This is a genomic window from Pseudoduganella aquatica (assembly GCF_009857595.1).
In the GTDB taxonomy this organism is placed as follows: domain Bacteria; phylum Pseudomonadota; class Gammaproteobacteria; order Burkholderiales; family Burkholderiaceae_D; genus Rugamonas; species Rugamonas aquatica_A.
Genome location: NZ_WWCU01000012.1, coordinates 55724 through 70318 on the forward strand (window position 1 = coordinate 55724; position 14595 = coordinate 70318).

The 14595-nt window shown below is 66.0% G+C and carries 13 protein-coding genes; 5 read left to right on the forward strand and 8 right to left on the reverse strand.

Translation table 11 applies throughout. The features are described 5' to 3' along the window. Positions 1-4: 4 nt before the first annotated feature. Both GTP77_RS12740 and GTP77_RS12745 read right to left on the reverse strand, forming a co-directional pair. On the reverse strand, positions 5-1159 hold the full coding sequence (locus GTP77_RS12740; protein WP_161072531.1) for a mandelate racemase family protein: 1155 nt from the start codon (positions 1157-1159) through the stop codon (positions 5-7). An 87-nt stretch (positions 1160-1246) separates the two neighbouring features. After that, a complete protein-coding gene (locus tag GTP77_RS12745; protein WP_229202175.1) occupies positions 1247-3958 on the reverse strand; it encodes a TonB-dependent receptor plug domain-containing protein in 2712 nt (903 codons plus the stop codon). 193 nt (positions 3959-4151) lie between these two features. On the opposite strand from GTP77_RS12745, the gene GTP77_RS12750 reads away from it, so the two are divergent. Next, entirely contained in the window at positions 4152-4898 is a 747-nt protein-coding gene (locus tag GTP77_RS12750; RefSeq protein WP_161072533.1) for a FadR/GntR family transcriptional regulator, read from the forward strand. 113 nt (positions 4899-5011) lie between these two features. On the opposite strand, the gene GTP77_RS12755 is transcribed toward GTP77_RS12750, so the two are convergent. Then, the gene (locus GTP77_RS12755) at positions 5012-5719 is read right to left on the reverse strand and encodes a histidine phosphatase family protein (RefSeq protein ID WP_161072534.1); all 708 of its coding nucleotides are present in this window, start codon (positions 5717-5719) and stop codon (positions 5012-5014) included. Positions 5720-5815: 96 nt separating this feature from the next. Between GTP77_RS12755 and GTP77_RS12760 the strand changes: the two genes are divergently transcribed. Next, positions 5816-6724: a LysR family transcriptional regulator gene (locus tag GTP77_RS12760; RefSeq protein WP_161072535.1), complete on the forward strand. Its 909-nt coding sequence runs from the start codon at positions 5816-5818 to the stop codon at positions 6722-6724. A 112-nt stretch (positions 6725-6836) separates the two neighbouring features. Here the strand turns inward: GTP77_RS12760 and GTP77_RS12765 are convergent, their stop codons facing one another. Then, the gene (locus GTP77_RS12765) at positions 6837-7577 is read right to left on the reverse strand and encodes a sulfite exporter TauE/SafE family protein (RefSeq protein WP_161072536.1); all 741 of its coding nucleotides are present in this window, start codon (positions 7575-7577) and stop codon (positions 6837-6839) included. 92 nt (positions 7578-7669) lie between these two features. Between GTP77_RS12765 and GTP77_RS12770 the strand changes: the two genes are divergently transcribed. Beyond that, positions 7670-8593 (forward strand): LysR family transcriptional regulator, encoded by a 924-nt coding sequence (locus GTP77_RS12770; RefSeq protein ID WP_161072537.1) that lies wholly within the window; start codon positions 7670-7672, stop codon positions 8591-8593. On the opposite strand, the gene nhaR is transcribed toward GTP77_RS12770, so the two are convergent. After that, a complete protein-coding gene (gene nhaR, locus GTP77_RS12775; RefSeq protein WP_161072538.1) occupies positions 8572-9471 on the reverse strand; it encodes a transcriptional activator NhaR in 900 nt (299 codons plus the stop codon). The genes GTP77_RS12770 and nhaR overlap by 22 nt on opposite strands. Before the next feature lie 100 nt (positions 9472-9571). On the opposite strand from nhaR, the gene GTP77_RS12780 reads away from it, so the two are divergent. Both GTP77_RS12780 and GTP77_RS12785 read left to right on the forward strand, forming a co-directional pair. After that, a complete protein-coding gene (locus GTP77_RS12780; protein WP_161072539.1) occupies positions 9572-10534 on the forward strand; it encodes a TerC family protein in 963 nt (320 codons plus the stop codon). 24 nt (positions 10535-10558) lie between these two features. Beyond that, the gene (locus GTP77_RS12785; protein ID WP_161072540.1) at positions 10559-10972 is read left to right on the forward strand and encodes a tellurite resistance TerB family protein; all 414 of its coding nucleotides are present in this window, start codon (positions 10559-10561) and stop codon (positions 10970-10972) included. A gap of 18 nt (positions 10973-10990) precedes the next feature. On the opposite strand, the gene GTP77_RS12790 is transcribed toward GTP77_RS12785, so the two are convergent. From GTP77_RS12790 to GTP77_RS12800, 3 genes are read right to left on the reverse strand one after another with little or no spacing between them, the layout of a single operon-like run. Beyond that, a complete protein-coding gene (locus GTP77_RS12790; RefSeq protein ID WP_161072541.1) occupies positions 10991-11692 on the reverse strand; it encodes a PqiC family protein in 702 nt (233 codons plus the stop codon). Next, the gene (locus tag GTP77_RS12795; protein ID WP_161072542.1) at positions 11689-13302 is read right to left on the reverse strand and encodes a PqiB family protein; all 1614 of its coding nucleotides are present in this window, start codon (positions 13300-13302) and stop codon (positions 11689-11691) included. Before GTP77_RS12795 ends, GTP77_RS12790 begins: the two co-directional genes overlap by 4 nt. Further along, on the reverse strand, positions 13295-14578 hold the full coding sequence (locus GTP77_RS12800; RefSeq protein WP_161072543.1) for a paraquat-inducible protein A: 1284 nt from the start codon (positions 14576-14578) through the stop codon (positions 13295-13297). The genes GTP77_RS12795 and GTP77_RS12800 overlap by 8 nt, the downstream gene beginning before the upstream one ends. Positions 14579-14595: the final 17 nt, after the last annotated feature.

Consider the following 14595-nt stretch of genomic DNA (forward strand, 5'->3'; position numbering starts at 1 on the left):
GGCCTTAGTAGGATTCCACGGTGCTCGCCGCGATGTAGTCGAAGTCGATGTCTTCGCCCAGGCCCGGCTGCTGCGACAGGTGCACAAAGCCGTCGGCGTCCATCGCGTCCGGCAGGCTGCGCAGATAGGCCGGCGGCACGTCGTAGTCCAGGAAGGGATGCAGCAGGCCGCGCTCGTACCACTCGCAGTTCTTGATGGCGGCGGTGACGGCCAGGTTGGCCGCGCCGTTGCCGTGCACTTCGCAGTTCATGCCGAAAGCGTCCGCCAGCGCCGCCACCTTCATGGTCGGCGTGATGCCGCCCACGCCCGGCACGCCGGCGCGCAGGATGTCGCAGGCGCCGGCCTGCACCCAGTCGGCGCGGCTGTGGTGCTTGCCCGAGATCGACTCCGGCCCCACGATGGGGATGTCGAGCTGGTTGGCCAGCCAGGCATAGGACGCGATGCTTTGCTCGTTCATCATCTCCTCGAACCAAGCGAAGTTGAGCCGTTCCAGCGCGCGGCCTATGGTGAGCGCGTCGCCGCGGCTGTACCAATGATACCCGTCCAGCATCAGCGCCACGTCCGGACCGACCGCCTCGCGCACTGCGGCGCAGGCCTTGATGTCCATCGCCACGCTGGGCGCGAAGGAGACCGGCGGCATCCAGGTATGCAGCTTGATGGCCTTGTAGCCGCGCTCCACCAGCTTGACCGCGAAGGCCGCGTATTCGTCCGGCGTGGACAGGCCGCCTTTCAGCTCGTCGCCGCACATGGTGCTGCCGTAGGCCGGCACCTTGTCGCGGTAGGCGCCCAGCAGCTTGTACACCGGCGTGTTCAGCGCGCGGCCCGCCAGGTCCCACAGCGCCTGCTCGATCACGGCCAGCGCGCGGTCGGTGAGCTGGCCGGCGCTGCCGCGCTGCCAGTGCACCAGGTCCTGCCACAGGCGCTCGCGGTCGAATGGATCCTGCCCGATCAGCACCTTGCGGGCGAACGCCTCCAGGATGTGCGGACGCACCACTTCCGGCGGGCCGAAGGCGTAGCCCTTGCTGCCGTCGTCGGCGGTGATGGTGATCATAGCCATGTTGGCGCGCTTCTCCGGGCCGGGATGGGAATGTCCCGCGCTATCGACGCTGCGGCTGGTCAGATAGTGGAACACGGTTCCTTGTACTCGTTCGATTTTCATGTGCTGTCTCGCATTGGGTTCAAAAAAGGGTGGGCGCACCGCGTTTGCGTTGCGGCGGCGCGCCCGCCAAAAGGGCCGGGGCCGGCCTTAAAACTCGTAACTGATCCTGGCGTTGAACGCGCGGCCAATCGGGCTGGCGATGTTGTTGGCGTAGGCAGTCGAATTCGAATTGGTGACGGGCGGCGCGGTGTCGAACAGATTGCTCACGCCTCCGGTCACGGTGATGTGCTTGAAGCCTTTGTAGGAAGCGGTCAGGTTCCACACCGAGTAGGGCTTGATGTCGCGGAAGTACTCGGGCGCCACGTTGTTCAGGTCGTGGTAGCCGGTGTTGAAGTTCTGCGTCAGCTGCGAGAACCAGTCGCCCTTGGCCCACGACATGCGCAGCGTGTGCTTCCAGCGGAAGGTGTAGGTGGGGCTGGCGCTGACGTTGCCCGAACCGACCGAACCGAAGCGGCCCAGGTTGGAAATCCACACGCCGTCCTTCTCGTTCTGGTTCTCGAACTGGTGCACATAGGTGCCGTCCAGGCCGATCTTGAAGTCGCCCACGGGCTGGCGCGGGAAGCCGTAGCTGAAGCCCACGTCCACGCCGCTGGTGCGCAGGTCGCCCAGGTTCATCACGGTGTTCTTCACGTAGGCCAGCGAACGGTCCGCGTTGCGCACGAACAGGTCGGTGTACTTGGCCGGGTTGGTGAAGATGGCGTTCTGCGGCAGCTGGCCGATGCTGTTGCGGAAGTGGATATTGTAGTAGTCCAGCGACAGCATCATATTGCGCATCGGTTCCAGCACCACGCCCAGCGTCAGGCTGCGCGACTTCTCCGGCAGCACATCCGGATTGCTGCCCTGCTGCACCGGCAGCAGCGCGTTGCAGACGATGAGCGGATTGGCGCCGGCCACCGCCTTGCCGGTGCCCGCCAGGCCCGGCGTGCCGGGGCACAGCAGCGGATCGTCCCAGCGGCTGGTGGTGAGCGCGGTGGCGCCGGGCAGGCGGTAGCCGTAGCGGTCGAACAGGGTAGGCGCGCGGAAGCCGGTGCTGGCCGAGCCGCGTAGCATCAGGTTCTTCAAAGGCTGGTAGCGGAAGCTGGCTTTCGGATTGACGGTGTTGCCAAAGTCCGAATAGCGGTCGGCGCGCGCGGCCACGTTGAAGTCCAGCTCCTTGGTCACAGGCAGGTCGGTCTCCACGAACAGCGCGCTGATGTTGCGCTGGCCGGCGGCGTAGCTGGGCAGGCGGTTCTGGTAGGGCACGTCGATCACGCCGTCCAGCGCGCGGTCCTTGTTGCCGTCGTGGTGGAACTCGGCGCCGGTGGCCAGGGTTAGCGCGCCGCCGCCCAGCTGCATCAGCTCGCGCGTCACGGTCAGGTCAACGCCGGTGTAGAGATTGGTGGTGTGGCGGATCTGGCCGCCGTCGGCCGAGATGTCCTTCAGGTAGGCCAGACCGGCCGCGCTCTGCGTGCCGAAGGGATTCAAGATGCCGTTGCGCACGCCGGCCTGCAGTTTCAGGCCGTTCACATAGCCCTGGCGGAACCAGGAATCGCGCTCGCCGGCGCCGTAGATGAAGCCCAGGCGGTAGTCCCACTGGCCGATGCGGCCTTCGTCCGCCACCACCAGGCGCGTGGCCTGCTGCTGGTCGCGCGCGATGGCAGGCCCCAGTTCGGCCACGCTCCAGGACACGTTCAGCGTGGAGCCGTTCAGGCCCGGAATGGCGGGCACGCCGGCCGAGCCGCCCGGGTAGTATGGGCTGCTCGGCGTGATCTGCGCCACCGCGCCGTTGAAGCCCACCGTGGTGCTGGGCGCGCGCTGCGTGGTGATGTGTTCTTTCGCGTACAGCAGCTCGGCCGTCACCAGGTGGTCTTCGGACAGCTTCAGGCTGCCCTTGGTGAAGAAGGTGGTTTGCGAGTTGGCCGGCAGCGCCAGCACATAGTAGTTGGCGTTCTGGATGCAGGTGTTGCGCAGCGCCGGCGTGGAGTACGGCGGCGTGCAGCCGGCCGAGAAATAGGGATTGCCGGTGATGCCGGTGCTGGGCGAGAAAATATTGGCCGGCTGCGCGTAGCTGCCGGTGGTGGCGCGCGGCGCGATGCCCAGCTCGGCCAGCCGTTCGGGGCTGGTCAGCTCCGGGCGGTCGTTGGCGTCCAGCGCGGTGCGCTTGTGCGTGTCCACCGTGGCGTAGATATTCCAGCCGTCCGTTTCCAGATTGCCGATGCCGCCCAACACGCTCAGGCGGTGTTCGCGGCCGCCGCCGGAGGCCTCCGGCACGACGCCCTGCGCGGTGACGTTCAGGCCATTGTAGGTGCGCTTGGTGATGAAGTTGACCACGCCGCCGATGGCGTCGGTGCCGTAGGTGGAGGAGGCGCCGTCGCGCAGCACTTCCACGCGGTTCAGAGCGCTCATCGGTATCATGTCGACGTTGACGAAGCCGTTGCTGAGCGGTTCGTTGACCATGCGGCGGCCGTTGAGCAGCACCAGCGTGCGGTTGATGCCGATGCCGCGCATATTCATGTTGGTGCCGGCGCCGGCGGCGGAAGGCACGTTGGTGGAAGCGACCGGCATGGACGTCACCACGTCGGCCACCGTGGTCAGGGCGGCGTTGGCGAATTCGTCGGCCTTGACGGTGGTGACCGGCAAAGCCATTTCGCTGGCCACGCGCTTGATGGTGGAACCGGTGACTTCCACCTTCTGCATGGGCGCGGCGGCGGCGGCCGCTTCGGTCTGCTGCGCGGCGGCCTGCCCGGCCAGGGTCAGGACGGCAAGGGCAATGGATGTGCGGGCCAGGCGGTGCGGGGATGTGCGGGTGCGGTGTTGCATGGTTGTCTCCTCCATGGTGTAAGAATTTTCTTCTTCACGTCGGCGGAGGATCATGCGTTGCCGCGCTGTCCTTTTTGTCTCGCCGTAACGCTGGTAGTGCCGGCCCCAAGTTATCGGTCGTCTGACAACTTGGAAGCAAGTATAATCATCACTTTTAGAAAACGCAACTTGTGTTTTGAGACCCAGCCCATCCATGGAATCAAGCCGCCCCATCACCCCCCTCCCAAAATCGCGCTCGCTGGCGCACGGCGTCGTCAGCTATGTTGCAGACCTGATCAAGGACGGCCGCATTGCGCCGGGCGAGAAAGTACCGTCGGAGGCCGAGATCATCCGCGCGCTGGGCGTCAGCCGCTCGGTGGTGCGGGAGGCAATTTCGCATATGCAGGCGGCCGGCATGGTGGAGACGCGCCAGGGCGTGGGCACCTTTGTGCTGGGCCGCGCGCCGCAGCACATGGGGCTGGGCGCCAAGTCCGGGATGACGAAAGAGGACGTGCTGTCCATACTGGAGTTGCGCATCAGCCTGGAGACCGAAGCCGCAGGACTGGCGGCCAACCGCCGCAGCGAGCCCCAGTTGGCGCGCATCCGCGCGGCGCTGGACGCCTTCCTGGCTCGCTGCAACAGCGGCGGCGAAACAGCAACAGCGGACACGCAATACCACCTGTCGATTGCGCAGGCGGCCAACAACCCCTACCTGCACGATGTGCTGAGCCACATCAACCTGGAACTGCTGCCGCAGGCGCGCCAGACCTCGGCCCACATTCCGCGCGACGCACCGGAGATCTACCTTGAGCGGGTGCGGCGCGAGCACGAGGACATCTACAGCGCCATCGCGCGCCAGGATCCCGAATCGGCGCGCGCCGCCATGCGCACCCACCTCAGCAACAGCCGCGAGCGCCTGCGGCGCGCGCACGAGCAATACGAAGCAAGCAAAGACCGCTGAACGGCCCGGCCCGATACTCTTGCATCGGGCATTTTTTTCGCGACAGCCTGTCAGACGTCTGATATGTTATGGCGAAAAAAAGACGGCAATCTTGCCGTCTCAAGCCAAGAAAATTAGCGGTAAGTAACGCTATTTGCCTCGCCCAGCCATTCCAGATGGGCAAAGTTGTTCAAATAGCTCAAGCTGGTCTTGCCCGGGCGGTGCTGCAGCCTGGTCACCGAGCAATTGGCGATGGACCAGTTCAGCTCCAGTGTCTTGTGGTCGGGCAGGTCCAGCAGGTGCTGGCAGAGCGCCGAAATAGCGCCGCCGGAGGTGAACACCACCGTCGTTTCCGATTCCGCGCCCTGCTCCGTCAGGCGCTCCAGCGCGCCCACGCAGCGCGCCTGGAAGGCTTTCCAGCTCTCCGTGTAGTCGCCGTCATGCGCGCCGCCCATCCAGCGCTGCATCGCCGCGACAAAGATATGCTCGAAGGCGTGCTTGGGGTCCGGCTGGAGCGCAGCGTAAGCGCGGAATTCCTCCGGCGAGGAAAATTCCGGGCAGTGCCTGACCAGTACTTCCACATGGTTGAATTCCGCAAAGCCCGGATCGGTCAGCCATTCCGTGTCGGCCAGCAGCGGCTTCGGCAGTTCGGACAAGCAGGTATCAGCCGTCTGCCGGTGGCGCACCATGCCGCCACAGACCACGCGCTGGAAAATCTGGCGGCTGTTGGCGAACCATTGCCCCAGCAGGCGCGACTGCTCAAAACCCAGCGGCGACAGCTGGTCGTAATTGGCCGATCCGAACGAGGCTTGGCCGTGGCGAACCAGATAAATTTGTCCCATCCCGCGTGCTCCGTGTAACAAAAAGAATGAAACACAGCTTAGCCTGCGGTGTAGAATTCATCAAATGAATAGTTTTAATGCTTCCCAATAAAACTCATGCATATAGCCAAAGTCGACCTGAATCTGTTCGTCGTGTTCGACGCCATCTACACGGAGGGCAGCCTGACGCGCGCCAGCCTGAAGATGAATCTGACGCAGCCCGCCATCAGCCACGCGCTGGCGCGCCTGCGCACCCTGCTCAACGACGCGCTGTTTGAACGCCAGGGCCATGTGATGGTGCCGACGCCGCTGGCGCGCAGCATCATCGAGCCGGTGCGGCAGGCGCTGCGCGGCTTTGAAGTCACGCTGAACGGCGCCGAACGCTTCGACCCTGCCACCAGTGAACGCACCTTCACGCTCGCCATGCGCGACGTGGTCGAGCCGACCATATTGCCGCCGCTGATGGCGCGCATCGCGCAGGCCGCGCCGTCGGTGGGCGTGAACGCGCTGCGCGTGGCGCGCGGCGACCTGGAAGGCGAGCTGGCGGCGGGCAGCATCGACGCGGCCATCGATTTGCTGCTGCCGCTGTCCAAGGATATCCGCCAGATGCGGCTGCCGTCCGACCAGACCGTGGTGCTGGTGCGCGCAGGGCATCCACAGGTGCAGCATGCGCTGGACCTGGAGATGTATTTGCGGCAGGAGCACATCCAGGTCAGCTCGCGGCGCAGCGGGCCCAGCCTGGAGGACGTGGAACTGAGCCGGCGCGGCCTGCAGCGCCGCATCCGCATGCGCTGCCAGCACTACTACACCGCCTGCACAGTGGTAAGCCAGACCGATTTGCTGCTGACCATGCCGGAGCGCTACGGGCAGGTGCTGAACCAGCAGTTCGGCCACCAGCTGCTGGCGCTGCCGCTGGAACTGGCGCATATCGACAACCAGCTGTACTGGCACGCCAACGTCGACAGCGACCCCGCCAACCGCTGGCTGCGCGAGCAGATAGCCGAGGTGCTGAATACTCTGCCTTGACGCATGGCGGGTTACGGCTGCGCCTAACCCGCCCTACGAAGTCATTGCGTGCCTCGATCCCGTAGGGCGGGTTAGGTGCAAAGCACCGTAACCCGCCAAGCGCCGCCGACACTTAGTGCCAGGCCGCGTCCAGCGCCAGGTGCATGCCTAGCAAAAGCAGCGCGAACAGGAAGCAGCGCCGGAACAGCTCGGGCGCCATGCGGCTGCGCAGGCGCTGCCCCAGCAGCATGCCGGCCACCGCCGGCAGCTGCGCCACAAACGACATCCCCGCCGCCGCCGGCTGCCACGCGCCGCGCGCCGCCAGCGACACCGCCAGCGCCACGGTGGACACGGTGAACGCCAAACCCATCGCCTGCACCAGCTCATCCTTCTCCAGTTCCAGCGCCTGCAAATACGGCACGGCCGGTATCACGAACACGCCGGTGGCCGCCGTGATGGCGCCGGTCAGCGCCCCGATAGCCGGCGACATCACGCCTTCGCTGCCGCGCAAACGCCAGCGCAGCGACAGCAGCCCCATGGCCGCATACGCCACCAGCGCCACGCCCAGCGCACCGCTGGCCATCTTCGCATCGACGGCCAGCGCCCCGCCCACCAGCGTGCCCGCGCCGGTGCCGATGCAGATACCCGCCATCATGGGCCACAAGCGCTGCCACAGCGGATACACCGGCGAGCCGGACAGCAGCTGCCACACATTCGTCAAAAGCGAAGGCACGATCAGCAGCGCCGCAGCCTCCACTGGCGACATGACCAGGCTAAGCATGGCCACCGCCACGGTCGGGAGCCCCATGCCGGTTACGCCTTTGACCATTCCCGCAAGCAGGAACACCACGGTGATGTAGATGATATTTTCCATGGCCCCCAGTCTGGCACGGCGCCACGGCGGCGAAAATGTGGAATATACTCAGCCTGCCTACGGCTGATCCGAAGGCTAACCCGGAAACCACCATGCGATTCGACCTCACCGATCTGCGCCTGTTCCTGCACGTAGCCGAAAGCGGCAGCATCACCTCCGGCGCCGAACAGTCGCACCTGGCGCTGGCGTCGGCCAGCGCGCGCATACGCGGCATGGAGGAAGCGCTGGGCGTGCCGCTGCTGGAGCGCGGCAGGCGCGGCGTGGAAACCACGGAAGCGGGCCGCACGCTGCTGCACCACGCGCGCATGATCACGCAGCAAATGGAGAAGATGCGCGCCGACCTCGGCGAGTACGCATCCGGCCTGAAAGGGCATGTGCGGGTGATGTGCAACACCTCCGCGCTGGCCGAGTTCCTGCCGGACGCGCTGGCGGGCTTCATGGCGGCGCATCCGCAAGTGAATATCGACCTCGAGGAACGCCTCAGCTACGACATCGTGCAAGCCATCAAGGACGGCCTGGCCGACATCGGCGTGATCGCGGACTCAGTGGACAGCACCGGCCTGGAAACCCATCCCTTCCGCGACGACAGGCTGGTGCTGGCGATGTCGCCCAGCCACCCGCTGGCCGCGCAGCTGAAACGCAAGCGCAGCATGGCCTTCACGGACGCGCTGGGCTACGACTTCATCGGCCTGGCGGGCGACAGCGCGCTGCACAAATACATCGCCGGCCACGCCGCGCGGCTGGGCAAGCGCCTGACCTACCGCGTGCGCCTGCGCAGCCTGGACGCGGTCTGCCGCATGGCCGCCAGCGGCGCCGGGCTGGCGGTGCTGCCCGAATCAGCCGTGCTGCGCTCAAGCGGCGCAATGGACATCCGCCACGTCCACATCACCGATCCGTGGGCCGTGCGCAAGCTGCTGATCTGCGTTCGCCACTACGCCGACCTGCCCGGCTACGCCCGGGAACTGGTGGATGCGCTACGCCCCGCCGCCGGCGCTCAAACCGACAAGGTGCGCTGAGCCGCCTGGCTGATCGCTTGCGTAATCGGGTGGCTGATGCGGCGCTCGGTGGTAATGGCGTAGACGCGCTCGCGCAGCGTGGGAATGCTGCCCACCACAGCCACGCCGTACTGCTGGCACACGCGCCCCGCAATGGCGGCCGGCACGAAGAACAGGCCTGCGCCGGACTGGCCGAAGGCCTTGATCATGGCGCTGTCATCGAACTCGCCCACCACGTGCGGATGGGCGACATGCTCCTGCAGCCATTGCATCAGCTTGGGGCGCACTGCGAAGTCCTCGCCCGGCAGCAGCAGCGGCGCGTGGTTCAGGCAATCCGGGAAAGCGCCGCGCAAGCTGGCGGCCAGCGCCGGAGCGGCCAGCACCTGCAGCTGGCTTTCGCCCAGCAGGTGGCTGTAGCCGCGCACATGCAGGTGGCTGGGCATGGCGCGGTCGGCGATGATGAGGTCCAGCTTGTGCACCGCCAGGTCAGCCAGTAAGGCTTCCATGCGCCCTTCGCGGCAGATCAGCCGCGTCGGCGACGGCAGGGACAGCGCGGGCGCCACCAGCTCGCAGGCGATGGCCTTGGACACCGAATCGGAAACGCCGACACGGAAGGTGGCGTTGGCCGCGCCGGCCTGGTCGCGCACCACTTCCAGCAGCTCGTCGCCTGAACGGAAAATCTCCTCCGCGTGGTGCAGCATGCGCTGCCCGGTGTCCGTCAGCTCCAGCCGCCGCCCAACGCGGCGGAACAGCTCCACGCCCAGCGTGTCTGCGAACTCGCTCAGCTGGCCGGAAATGGACTGCGGCGTCAGGTGCAGCTGCTCCGCCGCCTTGGCGATGCTGCCGGTGCGCGCCACCATCCAGAAATAGCGCAGATGCTTGAAGTTGAGCGTGGTCATGGCGGTCTATCATCCATTTTTTCGATGTATCGGCCAAGTATATTCGAATTGTTCGATGTCAGTTCCATGCTTACCATGGTCTTTCTACAAGGAGGTGGATATGAACGGCCTGGAGCAGTTTGCGACGGCGCCCATGTGGGCTGGCTTCGTCGTCTTCGTGCTGGCGATGCTGGCGCTCGATCTGTATGTCTTCGGCGGCGACAAGGCGCACAAGGTCACTGTGCGCGAGGCGGGCACGTGGTCGCTGATCTGGTTTTCGCTCGCACTGCTGTTCAACGCCGGCCTGTGGTGGTATCTGCAGGGCGCCGTGGGACCGGAAATCGCCGAGCGCAAGGCGCTGGAATTCCTGTCGGGCTACCTGATCGAAAAGGCGCTCTCGGTCGACAACATCTTCATCTTCCTGCTGATCTTCTCGTCCTTCCACGTGAAGCCCGAATACCAGCGCCGCGTGCTGATCTACGGCGTGCTGGGCGCCATCGTGATGCGCGCCGTGATGATCATGGCGGGCGCCTGGGTGGTGAGTGAATTCAGCTGGATGCTGTACGTGTTCGGCGCCTTCCTGGCCATCACCGGCATCCGCATGATGGTGGCGGCCGACCACGAACCGGACCTGCAGAAGAATCCCGTGCTGCGCCTTGCGCGCCGCCACCTGCGCGTGTCGGAGGGCGACCATGGCGAGAAGTTCTTCGTCTTCAAGGACGGCCTGCGTTATGTGACGCCGCTGTTCCTGGTGCTGATCCTGATCGAGGCGACCGACCTGGTGTTCGCGGTGGATTCGATACCGGCCATTTTCGCCATCACGTCGGACCCGTTCATCGTGTTCACGTCGAACATGTTTGCGATCCTGGGCTTGCGGGCGTTGTACTTCCTGCTGGCCGATATCGCGGGGCGCTTCCATCTGCTGAAGTACGGCCTGGCGCTGGTGCTGATCTTTATCGGCGCGAAGATGCTGATCATGCCGTGGTTCCACATGCCGGTGCATATCTCGCTGGCCGTGGTGGCGACGCTGATCGCGGGCAGCGTGCTGGCAAGCCTTTATGCCACCCGCAAGAGCAACAACTAACCTACACACACAAGGAGCAGCACAATGCGACATTACCAACCCAACAGCGCCAGCGCGGCTGGCCGCATCCTGGCCCTGGCCATGGTGGTGGACGGCCATATGGCGCCGTCCGAACTGCGCGCACTGGAACGTTCACGCCTGCTGGAGCACATCGATATCGATATGGACAGCTTTCACGACCTGGTGCAGGAGCTGTGCTACGACCTGCTGGCCTGCAATGTGAAGAACGACTACGTGGAGCTCGATCCCGGCACCACGGACCTGCTCCTGGCGGACATCACGGATTCGGAGCTGCGCCGCGAACTGCTGCGCGCCATGTGGAATATCGCCGACGCCGACGGCGTGCTGGCCGACGGCGAGGCCAAGCTGCTGGCGCGCGCCTGCGTGATATGGGCCGCCGAGGCGCGCTTTATCACGGAGCCGGATCTGGCGGAGTAAGCCGCGCGCCGGTACGGTTCAGCCGCCGGCAGCGCCTTGCGGCGCGGACGGGCAGGCAGGCGCGGCGCCGCCGGCTTGTGCGCGGACGGCTTGCGAGATGCCGGCCGCGATGCGGGCGATGGCGCGGCGGTGGCCTGCCACCAGCGCGTCGTAGCCCGCCGCCACGGGTTCGCTGGCGAAGGTGCGGCAGGTCAGTACTTTGCTGCTGCCGCTGCCGCCGATCCTGCGCACGCTCCAAACCGCGTCCACCAGCGCGTACTGGCCGGGCGCGGATTCGAAGCGCTGCACATTGGTGCTGATGCGGTAGACCGTGGCCTGCTCCGGCGTCGGCGTGCGGAACACGTCGATGGCGCCCAATTCGGCCGTTACGCCGAGCGACAGCGCCTGCCCGATCTCCGAGGCCAGCGGCGCCGCCCAGCGCTCCTGCTCCAGCAGTTCCACCCTGCCCGCGCCGCTCGTCACCACGAGCTGATTGCGGCTGACCTGCTGCGGCACGGACACCGCCTGCAGCTCGATGTACAGCGGCGTCTTCGCCTGAGCGCCGCCGGCATCGGCAGGGGATGCGGTGGAAGGCGGGGCGCCCGCAGTCAGGCTGTAGAAGCGCTCCACCGGCAGCGAGCTGGCGCAGCCGCTCAGCAGCGCGGTAGCGGCAAATGCAGAAAGTGCGGCAGCAAATGCGGCGGCGCTTGCGGTTGCGGCGTCACGGAAATACTGCGTCATTTCTTGTCTCCTTGCTTGCCCCGTATCAGCGATTCGGGATGGCGTTCCAGATAGTCGGACAGCGCGTTCAGCGATTGCAGCGTCTGCGTCAGCTGCTGCAGCGCTTCGCGCAGGTCGGACTGCACCGGCGAATCCTTTTGCAGCAATTGCTCCGCCGTGCCGAAGGTCTGCTTCGCCGCGCCCAGCGTGTTCTTCATCTCCGGCACTACCTGCGTGTCGAGCTGCTTGAACAGCGCGTTGGCGTTCTTCAGCGTGGCGTTCAGGTTGTTGCCGATGTCGGCGAACGGCACCTGGTCCAGTTTGCGCGCGATGCTGGAAATCTGCGTCTGCAATTCCTCCAGGCTGTTCGGTATCGTGGGCAGCTCCATCGGATACTGGTCCACGTCCAGCTTGACCTGCGCCGAATTGGGGAAGAAGTCGAGCGCGATATACAGCTGTCCGGTGAGCAGGTTCCCGGTGCGCAGCTGCGCGCGCAAGCCGCGACTCACCATGCGCTCCAGCACCTCGGAACCGGCCTTGCCCTCCGGGTCCGCCGCCAGCGCCTGCTGGAAGCGCTTGCCCAGCCGCGCCGGATACAGGTCCACCGTCACCGGCATGCGGAAGCTCTTCTTCTTCGGATCGTATTCCACGCCCACCGAGCGCACCTCGCCCAGCACGATGCCCCGGAAGTCCACCGTGGCGCCGGGCGACAGGCCGCGCAGCGACTGGTCGAAATAGAACACGCTCGGTATCGGCTGCCCATCCGGCTCGCGCATGGCGCTGGCCTGGTCGTCCGCCAGCAGGAACTCGGAGCCGCTGGGCGCCACCGCAGCGGGTTTCTGGCCGCTCAGCGATTCGAAGGCTATACCGCCCACCAGCAGGGCCGCCAGCGACTGCGTATTGAGCTTGAAGCCCGACGAGTCCAGGCGCAGGTCCACGCCGCTCGCGTGCCACCAGCGCGTGTTCCGGCCCACGTGCTGGTCATACGGCGCGTTCACGAATACCCGCATCGACACGCCCGTGCCCTTGGGCTCCAGCGCAAAGTCGATCACCTGCCCCACCTGGATGCGGCGGTAGAACACCGGCGAGCCGATATCGATCGAACCCAGGGTGTCCGCATGCAGCGTAAACTGGCTGCCCTTCTGGTCCACCGTGACCGGCGGCGCGCGTTCCAGGCCGGTGAATTTTTCAGCGCCCAGCGCGCCCTTGCCCGCGTCCACGCCGATGTAGGCGCCGGACAGCAGCGTGCCCAGGCCAGAAACCCCGCTGGCGCCCACGCGCGGCCGCACCACCCAGAAACGCGTGTCGGCCGCCGTGAAGCGCTTGGCGTCCTTGCTCATGTCTATGGTCACCAGCACCCTGGACAGGTCCGGGTGCAGCGCAATGGTGCGCACGATGCCGATGTCCACGTCCTTGTATTTCACCTTGGTCTTGCCGGCCTCCAGGCCGTCGCCGCTGCGGAAACTCACTTCCACCGTCGGCCCCTGGTCCAGCACCGACTTCGCCACCAGCCCCAGGCCGATCAGCGCGGCCAGCAGCGGCACCAGCCACACCAGCGAAGGCAGCCAGCGGCTGGCCTTCTCCACTTGCGGTTCGGGCAGGACGGGATGTTCGCCTTCGTGTTCAGGCATTCTTTTCTCCAGATTTCTTGTGATCCACCGCGTCCCATATCAAACGCGGATCGAACTGCATGGACGCCAGCATGGTCAGCACCACCACGGCGCAGAAGGCCAGCGCGCCCGGACCGGCGGTAATCACGGCCAGCGAACTGAAACGCACCAGCCCCACCGTCAGCGTGATGACGAAGATATCGAGCATGGACCAGCGGCCCACGAACTCCACCAGGCGGTACAGCACCGTGCGCTGGCGCGGCCGCCAGCGCGAGCCGCGCTGCGAGGTGGTGGCCAGCAGCGCCAGCGCAGCCAGCTTGGCCACCGGCACCACGATGCTGGCAATGAAGATGATGGCCGCCAGCGCCGGCGAACCGCTGTTCCAGAAGTAGACCACGCCGCTGATGATGGTGTCGTCCTCCTTGCCGAACAGGGAGTGCGTGTACATCACCGGCAGCAGGTTGGCGGGAATGTAGAGGATGGCCGCGCCCAGCAGCAGCGCCCAGGTGCGGCTGATGCTGTCCGGCAGGCGGCGGTGCAAGGTGCTGCCGCAGCGCGCGCAGTGTTGCCGCTGTCCGTGGCCTTTGCCGCTGTCTGCCGCCACCAGGCCGCAGGCATGGCAGGCCAGCGGCGGACGCGCGCCTTCCAGCGCCTTGTAGCGCATGGGCCGGTCCTGCTGCGGCTTGTCCCGCGCCGCCAGGCCATCGCCCATCAGCCACAGCGCGCGCGGGTCGAAGGACACCACCACCGTCAGCAGCAGCGTCAGCGCGCCGAAGGCGAACAGGCCGGGCTGGGCCACCACCTTCGCCAGGCTGGTCATCTTGATGAGCGTGATCAGGATGCCTATCATCAGCACCTCCGTCATACCCCACTGGCGCGCCTTGCGCACCGCCCGCAGCAGGCGGTGGAAGCCGGGCGGCTGGTAGCCGGCGCGCAGCGCCAGCGTGACGTACAGCAGCGCGCCCAGTTCAATGGCGGGGAACACAAAGGTGAACAGCAGCACGCTCACCGCCACGGCCTGCATCTGCTCCTGCCACAGCACGCGGATGGCGCCCAGCAGCGTGGCGCTGACGGTGTAGCCGTTCACGTCCAGTTCAACAATGGGGAAAAATTGCGCTATCAGGAAAACAATGATGGCGCCCAGCGTGATGGCGGCAACCCGGTTGAGCCTGGGCGGTGCGCCGCGGTACAGCACCGAGCCGCAGCGCACGCAGCGCGCCTTCTCGCGCGGCGCCAGCGGGCGGCGGCGGTAGAGCACACCGCAATCATGGCAGCTGATCAGATCATTTCTTTGCACGGATATCTATACACGTG